Source organism: Delftia sp. RIT313 (assembly GCF_000632165.1).
GTDB lineage: Bacteria > Pseudomonadota > Gammaproteobacteria > Burkholderiales > Burkholderiaceae_C > Comamonas > Comamonas acidovorans.
Genome location: NZ_JFYT01000062.1, coordinates 53114 through 63069, shown reverse-complemented (window position 1 = coordinate 63069; position 9956 = coordinate 53114). Strand labels below are relative to the sequence as shown.

General features: G+C 62.6%; 16 protein-coding genes and 1 pseudogene. 1 reads left to right on the top strand and 16 read right to left on the bottom strand.

The features are described 5' to 3' along the window. Nucleotides 1-99 precede the first annotated feature (99 nt). Genes BW39_RS31740 through BW39_RS31735 form a run of 6 tightly spaced genes read right to left on the bottom strand, consistent with a single transcriptional unit; the run spans nt 100 to nt 3687 of the window. Entirely contained in the window at nt 100-1089 is a 990-nt protein-coding gene (locus BW39_RS31740) for a hypothetical protein (RefSeq protein ID WP_043823724.1), read from the bottom strand. Next, nucleotides 1086-1319 (bottom strand): hypothetical protein, encoded by a 234-nt coding sequence (locus BW39_RS30530; RefSeq protein WP_200871529.1) that lies wholly within the window; start codon nt 1317-1319, stop codon nt 1086-1088. Before BW39_RS30530 ends, BW39_RS31740 begins: the two co-directional genes overlap by 4 nt. Next, nucleotides 1316-1516: a hypothetical protein gene (locus BW39_RS19295; protein WP_043823723.1), complete on the bottom strand. Its 201-nt coding sequence runs from the start codon at nt 1514-1516 to the stop codon at nt 1316-1318. The genes BW39_RS30530 and BW39_RS19295 overlap by 4 nt, the downstream gene beginning before the upstream one ends. Then, complete coding sequence (locus BW39_RS19290) at nt 1513-2067, bottom strand: hypothetical protein (protein ID WP_043823722.1); 555 nt, start codon at nt 2065-2067, stop codon at nt 1513-1515. Before BW39_RS19290 ends, BW39_RS19295 begins: the two co-directional genes overlap by 4 nt. Then, nucleotides 2067-2225, bottom strand: coding sequence for a hypothetical protein (locus BW39_RS31555; protein ID WP_161787004.1), 159 nt, complete (start codon nt 2223-2225; stop codon nt 2067-2069). The genes BW39_RS19290 and BW39_RS31555 overlap by 1 nt, the downstream gene beginning before the upstream one ends. Nucleotides 2226-2280: 55 nt before the next feature. Continuing rightward, on the bottom strand, nt 2281-3687 hold the full coding sequence (locus BW39_RS31735) for a hypothetical protein (RefSeq protein ID WP_200871528.1): 1407 nt from the start codon (nt 3685-3687) through the stop codon (nt 2281-2283). Nucleotides 3688-3924: 237 nt separating this feature from the next. On the opposite strand from BW39_RS31735, the gene BW39_RS32040 reads away from it, so the two are divergent. Further along, a complete protein-coding gene (locus BW39_RS32040) occupies nt 3925-4353 on the top strand; it encodes a hypothetical protein (RefSeq protein WP_235264246.1) in 429 nt (142 codons plus the stop codon). 171 nt (nt 4354-4524) lie between these two features. On the opposite strand, the pseudogene BW39_RS32035 reads toward BW39_RS32040, so the two are convergent. The 10 genes and pseudogenes from BW39_RS32035 to BW39_RS19230 all read right to left on the bottom strand — a co-directional run. Further along, nucleotides 4525-4971, bottom strand: a pseudogene (locus BW39_RS32035) (DNA cytosine methyltransferase); the annotation flags it as partial. Continuing rightward, a complete protein-coding gene (locus BW39_RS32290) occupies nt 4947-5429 on the bottom strand; it encodes an endonuclease VII domain-containing protein (RefSeq protein ID WP_081816256.1) in 483 nt (160 codons plus the stop codon). The gene BW39_RS32290 and the pseudogene BW39_RS32035, both read right to left, overlap by 25 nt. A gap of 95 nt (nt 5430-5524) precedes the next feature. After that, nucleotides 5525-6016, bottom strand: coding sequence for a hypothetical protein (locus BW39_RS19265; protein WP_152547276.1), 492 nt, complete (start codon nt 6014-6016; stop codon nt 5525-5527). Between the two features lie 7 nt (nt 6017-6023). Further along, nucleotides 6024-6518 (bottom strand): siphovirus Gp157 family protein, encoded by a 495-nt coding sequence (locus tag BW39_RS19260; protein WP_043823718.1) that lies wholly within the window; start codon nt 6516-6518, stop codon nt 6024-6026. Between the two features lie 42 nt (nt 6519-6560). Further along, nucleotides 6561-7232, bottom strand: coding sequence for a hypothetical protein (locus tag BW39_RS19255; protein WP_043823717.1), 672 nt, complete (start codon nt 7230-7232; stop codon nt 6561-6563). A 49-nt stretch (nt 7233-7281) separates the two neighbouring features. Next, nucleotides 7282-7932, bottom strand: coding sequence for a hypothetical protein (locus BW39_RS19250; RefSeq protein WP_043823716.1), 651 nt, complete (start codon nt 7930-7932; stop codon nt 7282-7284). Nucleotides 7933-8140: 208 nt separating this feature from the next. Continuing rightward, a complete protein-coding gene (locus BW39_RS19245; protein WP_043823715.1) occupies nt 8141-8596 on the bottom strand; it encodes a hypothetical protein in 456 nt (151 codons plus the stop codon). Next, nucleotides 8593-9000 (bottom strand): hypothetical protein, encoded by a 408-nt coding sequence (locus BW39_RS30510; RefSeq protein WP_081816255.1) that lies wholly within the window; start codon nt 8998-9000, stop codon nt 8593-8595. The genes BW39_RS19245 and BW39_RS30510 overlap by 4 nt, the downstream gene beginning before the upstream one ends. Next, nucleotides 8997-9641: a hypothetical protein gene (locus tag BW39_RS29880; protein ID WP_052155390.1), complete on the bottom strand. Its 645-nt coding sequence runs from the start codon at nt 9639-9641 to the stop codon at nt 8997-8999. Before BW39_RS29880 ends, BW39_RS30510 begins: the two co-directional genes overlap by 4 nt. After that, nucleotides 9642-9941 (bottom strand): hypothetical protein, encoded by a 300-nt coding sequence (locus BW39_RS19230; RefSeq protein WP_043823713.1) that lies wholly within the window; start codon nt 9939-9941, stop codon nt 9642-9644. It abuts the gene before it with no gap. Nucleotides 9942-9956 lie beyond the last annotated feature (15 nt).

Below are 9956 nucleotides of genomic sequence, written 5' to 3'. Positions count from 1 at the left end.
CCCCTCAAATGAAAGAACCCGCTGGTGCGGGCTCTGGTTGCTGGTCCTGTGGCTCTTGCCACCTGTCGCGCTTGTCGCCGCGCTCGCGGGCTCGCTTGCTCATGGCTTGTCCTTCATGGCTCGGATGGCGTCTGCCAGGTCGTTGCAGGCCTTCTCATAGGGCCAGGACTGGTCGCGGAAGAACTCGCGCGGCACGTCCTGGTCGTCGCAGATCTTGGCTGCTTCCTCCAGCGCGCACCTCCTGGCCCACTCGACCTTCTCCTGCTCGGTCAGTGACGATCCTCCGGTGATGCCCGGCAGCGGGCCGGCGGCCTTGGATGTGAGGCCGGCGCGGCCCTCTTCGGTCAGGTGCAGGCGCGTGACACGCACGGGGCCGTCTGCAACCACCTCGCGGCTGGCGATGAGCGGATTGGGCCTGGGGATGATGCCGAGCGCCGTCTCAATGGCGGCATCAGCGCAGTCCCAGACCTGGTGCTTGTGGTCCACATCTTCGAGCGCGTGGTCGCATCTGTCCTCGTGCTCTCGCATGACATCCCAGATCGCGCGGGCGACATCGGAGCGCAGCCGCAGGAGGTCGTCATCGCTCAGCGGCAGCGGCTTGCGCGCCTCCAGCTCTGCCCGAGCTATCTGGGCCTGAACGTACTCCGTCATCATCTTGCCGATGTCAGCCCAGTTGTCCGCGTGGCGTTCGATCAGGTGCCATGCGGTGATCGGATCGACCTTGCCCCACTCTTGTGATGCATCCTCGACTGTTGGCATGGGCCGTTCGGCACGCAGGGCCGTGATCGCGCGGCACGCTGGCTCCAACAGCTCTGCCGGGCTGTGGTCTCCCTGCCAGTCGTTGCTGCCGGTGGCTACGTTGATGGCCTCGATGAGCGGCAGTGGCACGCCCTGGAAGCGGCCGAGCTTGCCTTCCAGCTCCTGGATGCGGTCCAGTAGATGCAGGACGGCGCCCGGCGATGCGGCCCGGTGCCACGCCTCGTTCTCGCGCCATTTGTTGCTGTCGATCGGGTGCGTGTAGATGTGCTCCCCATTGCCTTCTGCAGCCTCGGCCAGGGCGCGCAGGTCGGGTGTTGGTGCTGTGGTCACGGCGTGGCTCCCTGTTTCTTCTCAGAGGCGCGCAGCTTGCGCTGGGCACGCGAGCGAAGGCCCTGCGCCTTCTTCTTTGCCTCGTCGCGGCTGGATGCCCAGATCTGCCATGTCTCGCTTTCGCTGTACTCGGCATCTGTCGGGCGCCCGACCGTAGACCAGCCCCCGTTCGGGAAGCGCGCGACGGTCCAGAGCTTTTGTTTTGGGCGGATGGTGAGTGCTGTGGTCACGGGGTCTTTCCTTTGCTGGCAGCCTTGGCGCACTGGGCGCCGCACACGGGGCAGTTGATCTGCAGGAAGTCGCCATCGCGCTGGTCGAACACGAATTTGGCCTCGCGCTGCTCGAACTCGAAGACGGTGGCGCATTCGCGGCAGGTGCACTGGTGAGTGCGGGTCTCTGGCAGCTTGCCCTGTTTGATGATCTTCACGATGCAGGTCCTTTCTGCTGCGCCTGGGCGCGCTGTGCTTGCTGGCGGGCCTTGAGCGCGGCCTTGTAGCTGGCCTTGGCCTCCTTCTTCGTGGTGGCCCACTGGCCCTGCACGTCGCGGTAGCTGTCCCAGTCACCGTCCCAGACCGTGCGGTACATGCGGTGTTCCAGGGTTCCGTCGAGGACGTAGCCGCGTTTCTCGAACTTCGGCAGCCGGCTTCCGCACAGCCACTCGCGGAACGTGCAGCCGGTGTCCGCATCCAGCCACTGGCGGTACTGCGTCTGCTTCTCGGGCGGGGGTGGTTCGGGCAGGTGCTCCAGCGCCAGGGCGGCGCCGGCCGTGGTTGTCACGAACACAATGTCGCTGGTATCGCAGAAGGCTGGCGTGCGGGCGCGGGCCATGAGGCCCAGGTGCTCCAGCTCTTCGAGGTCGGGCATGTCGTGGTGGCCAGGCCCGGCGAGGAAGTGATTGCGGAAGGATCGGCGCTGGTACTCGCTCAGGCCGAGCGTGTGCTGTAGCAGGCGTACCTGCTGGGGTGTTGCGGTTTGCATCAGCTCTCCTTGTGCCCAGTGGGGCGCTTAGCGGCCTTGCGAGCCTTCCGTGCCTGGCGCGCAGACAGTTCGCCGCGAGCGGCCTTTTTTTGTGCCTTGGCATCGGCTTCTGAGCGACGGCGATCTGCGATGCCGGTAAGCGTGGTGGTCATGTCCACGGGCTGGGTTGCCTGGGAAAGCAGCCGCGCCATGGCCGCGCTGACGAGGAGCGATTTATGCCGCATCGCCTGTCCCCTTGGCTGCTGCCTGGGCTGCGATGGCCGAGTCCACAGCAACGGGGTCGAACAGTTGATGCGCGACCGAGAACTCGATCCAGTTGCCGCTGGCGTCATCCACACGACGGATGTTCCCCCGAGAGTCAATGTGGAATGACCATCGCGGAATCCTGCACAGGCGCTGGCGCACGGCCTCGAAAGCCGCGTCGCGCTCGGCCGTTGCATCCACTGCAGGCGCAGCAGGTGCTGCAGGCATGAGCGGCCAGGGCGCGCCGATCTTCTCCAGTACCGCCTCGACCTTGGCCCGCGCCGCATCGGTGATCGTGTTTTCCCCGGCGCCCACATGCACCACGTCCATCGCCACGGCCTGCAGGGCGGCCTGCATTTCCGCCTGGACTGGTTCGGCAAGAACCTTCTGGGCCAGCAGCTCGAAATAGCGGCCCAGCCACTTCTTGAGGCGGTCCATCATGATCTGCGGGCCGTATGCCACCTCTTCGGGGTGCTGGCCATCGTGGGTCAGGATGCAGGGCACCCAGCCGCTCGGCAGCACCGAGGGCGCAGCAGGTGCTGCCAGCATCTGGTCAATGTCCGCCGCGAACTCGGCAGGCGTGACGGTTGGCATGGCATGAGCCCGGCCGTCGCCCATCACCGCCATGGCACCGGCATCGGTGGCCCGGCACACCTCGAAGCCGTGGCGCTCGGGGAGCGTGGCCCCGGGGCGGATGTAGCAGAGCACATCGTCGGGCGCAGCAGGTGCTGCCGCAACGGCGCGGGCCGCCTGCCATGTGAGCGCGGAAACATGCCCCTGGTCCCACCAGCGCCCCGCTTCTTCCTTGCCGTAGGATCGCGGGAACTTGCCAGTCAGAAACTCGATGTATGCCGCGCGCTCGTTGACCGAGGGCCCAGCAGGTGCCTGGGGCGCGGTGATGTGAGCCCATTCCGCTGCTGCCCAGCGGCGGACAAGTGCGGAAAATTTCGGCCCGAACAGGCCTGAAGTTAGGTCATATCCGCCATCCTTTTCGTCTAATTCAAGCGCGGCGATGATCTCTCCAGCCAACCCCGTGACAGCCATTCCAGGGGCAGCTGGTGCCTGGGGCGCTGCTGCCGCGAGGTGCAGGGCAGTCGTCAGCCAGTCGGGGCGCCGTGGTGGCTCATCGCAATCCGCTTCTGCCTGCTCGCGGTAGATGGCATCCAGCCGGATCAGGGCGTCAGCCACGATGCGGGCCGGGGCTGCAGGCGCTTCCAGGGCGGGCCCAGCCACAGCGGCAGGAGCTGCCGGCTCCTCGATCTGGGCCAGGCACCGACCCTGCATCGCGGCCAGGTGGTCCTCATGGCGCACATACGGGCCGCTGGAGTGGGGATTCATGATGGTGCCGTGGATGGCAAAGCGTTGGATTGCTGTCATGAGGCTTCCTTGTTGAGCAGCTTCCAATGCGCTGCAGTGGTGTTGATGACGTGGCCTGCGCGCTGCAGCAGCAGCGGGCACTGGGGTGGGGTCGGGGTCATGAAGAAAAAAGCAAACCCGCGCGATGCGGGCTATTCAGGGAAGAGAGGGCATCACGCAGCGGATGAAGGTTTCCGCTTGGACCGCGTTGATCGCGTTGCCGTAGGCGCGCAGTCGTCCCACTCGGGAGGGAGCCCCATGAGCCAGCGGGAATGTGCCGGGTTCAACTGGCCTCCACTTGCCATCCCTGCAGAGGAGCCAGTCAGCATCCGTCCATCGGCCGTTAGTCGGGCCGGCTGGCTCGCATCGCTGAAGGCAAGCTTCACAGAAGCAGGCAAGCCCATTGATGCCTTTGCTCCGTTCGGCATCTGGCCCGTCATAGAGACCCCTTGCCGGAAACCCTGCCCTCCGATCCCATCCGATGCCTTCGGCGTCTGCCAGCCGGCTAGGTTCGCCGCATGGTTCAACGTGATGTTGGGCGTCGTGGCATCGATCGAGGGGCAGCGCAGTGCGTCCGTGCTGGTGGGCGTCGGCCAGCCCGCAAGCCGCGCCACCTCGTTCAGTGGTCGCGCGTTGTGGGTCAGGTCGTTTCCGGCTTCGTTCGCGCCCTTCCAGTCCCTCGCCTGAGGAGTTGGCCAGCCCGTCAAGCACGCTGCAGCAGCCAGATCCGGTCCATGGCTGCGCATCGCCTCCATCAGTCCGCCCTCGAAGGTGCGCACGCCCTTTTCGGCCAGTGCTGCCGTGGGCGTTGGCCACCCAGTAGAGCCGGTCGCGGATGTGCGGAGCACCGACGCCCGCAGACGGGAACGGGACCGCTGCGACCCCGTATTCCAGGCCTTCCAGGTCATCTTGTACAAGGTCGATCCAAGGGTCTGCGTCGCGGCTCGCAACCTGCTCTCCAAAGACGACTGCAGGGCGGCACTCTTGGATGAGCCAGTGGAAATGCGGCCAAAGGTGCCGCTCGTCATCAAACCCAGCTCCCGCGCCTGCCGCGGAGAAAGGTTGGCACGGGCAGGAACCAGTCCAAACAGGTCGGTCGTCGGACCAGCCGGCGCGCCGCAGGGCCAGGCTCCAAACCCCGATTCCGGCGAAGAAATGGCACTGCTTGAATCCGCGCAGGTCGGAGGGGTGAACATCTTCAATGCTCCTTTCGTCCACCACACCAGGCGCGATGTGCCCGGCAGTGATGAGGTTGCGCAGCCACTGGGCCGCGTACGGGTCTATTTCGTTGTAATAACTTGCCATGAGCGCAGGTACTCCACTGCCTTCAATAGCAATTCAGGGTCATCCCGGAATTTGCCAATGCCGTGATTGCAGTTGTCGCAAAGCAAGCCCCTCACACACTTCCCGCAAGACTTTTCATTGGGGCAGCAACTGTGGTCATGGTCCACAGCCAGAGCGCGACGTGTGGTGTTGTTCACGCCGCCGCAGATAGCACATCCGCCACCCTGTAAAACGAGCTTTGCTTTGTATGCTGGTTCATCGATCCCGAAAAGGCGTTTGCGGCGGCGATGATTCTCTGCAATGCGGCGGCTGTCCTGGTTCTCCTTTTGCCATCGTTTTGCCTTCAGATCTGCGCAGACAACACACGCTCTCGTAGATACGTATCGCTCTGCTACATGCCCAGATAGGCATGGTTTCCCAGTGAAATAGGTTGATGCCCCTGAGGCTCTGGCTGCCTCGAGTTGCGGGAGCCTTGGCATTTAGTGCACTCCTTGGTTGTAGTAGGCGGGCATGGCTGATTTGGGACAGAAAAAAGCCCTCGCGGCATACCGGGAGGGCTTCGGGGGTGGGAGTGTCAGGCGCTGGCGTCGAGCCGGTTTTTGATCTCAGTCACCTTGCGGTGGTACTCGTTGGCTGCGTAGACCCGCTCCAGGGCGTCACGCAGTTCACGCCGCGTGCACTGCTGCTGCATCTCATTGCAGATGCGTATTGCCTCGTAGATTGAGTCGTACTCTGGCTTTGAGGCTCCCCAGGTCTGTGCGCGGTCGTGGCGTGCGCTGATGGAGCGCATGGCGTCCTGCGCGGCCACCATGGCAGGCTCGGCATCAGGGAAGTGGTCGCCAGCCAGAAACCTGCCCCAGTTGATCCGCAGCGTCAGCGTGTGCCACGTCGATTCGTCTGCGGTGCCTTCGATAAGCGTTGTCGCGAGGCCGAGCGGAACAAGCTGCAGCTGCGTTTCGTCTGCCGCGTTGAAACGGATGTTGATGGGCAACTGGATGTGCCCAGCGCCAAGTACAGGGCGCCGCTGTTTCTTTGCCGCGCGGCGCTGGGCTCTGTTGAGTTCCATGATTGCCTCAGCTGATGACGAGTCGATCTTTGCGGATGATCTGAGCTCCGCTGACCGGCTGGCCTGCCTTGATGGCAGCCTTGATCTTGGTCTTGCTGGGTTCCGGTGGTTTCGGCTCATTGCAAAGCTCTGGCGGGAACTGATAGCCATCAGCCAGCACAACAACCTCATCACGCCCGAAGTAAAGCTTTGCGCCGAACAGGCCGTTTTCGTGCTTGATCTCGGTGATGCCGGTGGCCTGCATGCAGTCAGCCATGTATGCCTTGAAGCGGACAAGGCGATCTTCCCGGGCCTTCAGCTTCTCCTGCATCTGCTTGAGCATTGCCTTGGCTGCAGCGATGTTCACTTCTTCATCCTTCGCATATGCCACGCACGCCACAGCCTTCTGCTCGAACAGGGCGACACTGCCTGCGTAGGATTCGGAGATTTCTCCTGTGTCCGGATCGATCTCCCCCATGGCCTCGCGCACTTGCTGCGCGGCATCGAACAGAGTGATGTTCATGATTTCTCCAAAAGAAGAGGGCGCCGAAGCGCCCCTTACGCATCAATAGGGAAAGTCGTCATCGCTCGGGGCAAAACCAGCGTTGGCTGGATGCCCAGCAGGCGGACCGCCGTTTTGCGCATGTCCGGCGCTTTGGCGTGGCGCTGGGCGGTTCTTCAGCGGGCGATCTGCCAGCATGGAGACCAATGCATCCAGCTTCTTCGCTTGCGTTGCGCGGTCCAGGATCTCGGAGGCAGTGAAGCCGGTAGCCGCCTCGAATGGCGCGACAAGCTCCAGGCGCCATCCTGTTTCGCCAGTCTTTTGTCCGTCGCGCATCTTTTCGTATTCCGTGTTGACCAACACCAAGCCGATGGGCTTGCCGACGAGATCGGGGAACACGTCTGCTTCTTCCTTGTAGCGCTGCTTCGACTCGTAGTCGTAGCGTTCGACCTCTGCACGGCCCTCAGACAGGGATTTCAGCTTCATGCAGGCCATGATGGCGTTGACGGCCTTGAAGCCTCCCAGGTACTCGTTCTGGGAATTCATCGTCCAGATGTCGAAGCGCGTGGTCTGCTTCGAATCCGTCTCGAATGTGAAGCCGATGCCGTGCGTTCCTTTCTTCGTGCTCACCAGCTTTTCGGCCCTGGTGAACTTTCCCTTGTACTTCCCCGTTTCGGACAGGTAGTTGCTGACGTTCTCGGCTTCACGAGCTGCTGATGTGTCGAGTTGGTACATTGCGCTTGGTCCTTTGCTTGGTGGCGCTTGGAAAAGAAAAACCGCCCTGTTAGGCGGTTTCGGTGGAGCCGTAGAACTCGCATATCTTCGAGTCCACATCGGCGAGATCGTTGGGTATGTGGTGATCCGGGAACATTCCCATTGGTGACTTGCAGCAGTCCTGGCCGTTGGTCTGGGTGGCGAACAGGTATTGCCCGTTGATCAGTTCGGTGCGCAGGACGATCGTGAAATAGCCTTCCGGGACAATCATGCTGTCCACCATCTTCCCCACCGTCTTCATCCTCACCTGCCCGGTCTCGTCGGTCTGGGTGTGCGTCATGATGTAGACGCGCCGGTGTTCAGCCAGCTTTCCAGCGGTTTGAAATACGCTCCATGCATTCTTGGCGATGTCTGTGAACTTGTCGTAGCCGCGCTCGTTGCTTCGGGATATCAGCTCGTTGATCAGCACGGCCTGATAGTCGTCAATCACGACGATTTCCTTTGTGCTGCCTTCCAGGATGCGCAGGATCTTTTCAGGGCTGTCGGTGCGGATTACGCTCCCTTGCGGGTTCTCTTTGCTGCAGGGCTTCCAGCAACCTGCGCGGAATGGCAGAGGCTTGTTTATGCACTGGATCAGCAGCGTCTTATCCGGGTCCAGGTTGCGCAGGCTCGTTGACTTCCCGCTGCCCGAGTTGCCGAGGATCATTGTTGCGATGGACATGGTTTTTTCCTTGAGTTGCTTGGGATGCTTGGTCGTGCTCTACCTGGCGGCAGGAGGCTTCCTCTGCCATGGATTCAGCGAGGTCGTAGTGATAGGCCATGGTGAGCTCGGTTGCGCTAGAAGGCGCCTGAGTTGATAAGGTGCGCGGCTGCGAGCCCGAACGCCACTGCGTTGAAGGCCAGCCAAGCGAATGCGTAGAAGAGGTGCTTCATGGCCGCTCCTTCTGCTGCAGCGCCGCGCGTCGAGTGCGTGTGCCGTAGTCGTCCTGCACATCCTGTTCATCGCGCCCGGTCGTCTTGGCGATCAAGGCACGCAGCCTGCACAGTTTTGCTTGCCCAGCCTCTGTATTCCGTCCATGCCATTCGTTCTGGAAGTCGCTGAGTTCCGTGTACTCGCGCTCAATTTCTGCGAGTAGCGCATCCCGCTGCTCCACCAGCTGGCGCGGCGTCAGGCCGGTTTCGTGGAACACGTTGCCAGCCTCGGCGAATAGGCTGGCTATGGGGTTGGCTTCAGCAAGACTGCTGTTCCGCCCGGGCTGAACCTGGGCGAAAAGACGGTTTTCAAACTGTTCCTCTCCGCGCCTCCAGCCTGCGTGTTGCAGCGTGTAGGTCCAATTTCCTTCCGAAAGCCAAGGCCCGGGCCTGGAGTTGATCGCTTCGCTCATGAAGGCTCCCTGGTCAGCAGTGCTGTGAATGCTTCCTGTGCTGCGCGCGCGGCTTCGATACTGGCGAAGACGCGGCCGTTCTTCTGCATGTCGGCAAAAGAATTCCTGTCGCGCTCATCGTCAAACCACGACAGCTCATGTCCCGTGTCAGTGACGAAGTAGCCAGGACCGGACTTGATGGGCGCCTCGATCTCGCGGTCGCCTACCGTGATGGTCTTGGGCTTGATGCGGAATTCGTAGCCGTCGATCAAATCTGGGCAGGTGACAAGGTATCCCGCAAAATTCGAGCATCTTGTGGAAATGTCAGCCCAGTCAGCGAACTCATGGCTAGGGTGCTTGAACTGCACAGTCTCCCCATCTGCGATCCAGCGCAGCACTTGCGCGTGCGGGTGCTCTTTCTTCATGATGTTCTCCAGGTGGTGCTGGCCATGGCCGCCAGGTGGCGGGCTGCAGCCTTGTCGATCACGGACTGCACAGCGGCGCGGGCATCGCGCTCCATCTGGCGCAGCTTCTGGCCCGGGTCCAGTGCCCGCAGCTCTGCGTCCTTGGCCTTGATTGCCTGGATTAGCGCCCGGCAACGACCTTCCTCGTGGAAGATGCGTTTCCACAGGTCGTCGTACTTGATGACTTTTTCGTAGTCGCGGTACGGGTAGACGCATCCCTGGTATGCAGACCGCAGCGCGGCGAATGCTTCGGGATCGCAGAGTGCGCCTCTGAAGACGTAGCAGCGCTTCAAGGATTCCACATTGGATATCGTGGCTTGGCGGAAGCCGTCAATGGATCCGCTCCACCAGTGGTCTTTGAGCTTCTGCACGGTGCCGTCCTTCATCGGGATCGTCAGCTCTCGCCCAGCGAAGGCCACGAATCGGCCACTGCCGTGCGAATAGACGAGCGCATCACGGAACGGGCCGTCGGAACCTATGTAGTCATTGCCTACGCGCTCATATGTCAGCTGCAGCGGACGGTTGAGCACCAGGGCCTCTTCATCGTTGAACTGGACCACGGCCACGACGGACAGCTGCGCCAGGGTTGTCGCTTCAGGCATCTATCTCTCCTTGAAACACGAAAAACTGCCGGCCTCGTAGACCGGGGTGAGGCCCTCGCATGCCCGTGCCGTGGCGCGCGCAATGCGCTGTTCCTCGGGCGTGGGCTGGGGCTCCTGTGCGCCGGCCTGGCTGCAGCCGTTCACGGCCAGCAGGAGCAGGGCGGTCAGCACCATCAGCAGCCAGCCGCCGGGCACTCCATCGGCATCCGGCTCATGCACCGGCCCGGGCCGCGAGCACTCGCGCAGGTAGCGGGCATCGGGATCGGGGTTGAAGGGCTCTGCCGGGGTCACTCGTTGCATTGCGGTGGCTCCTGA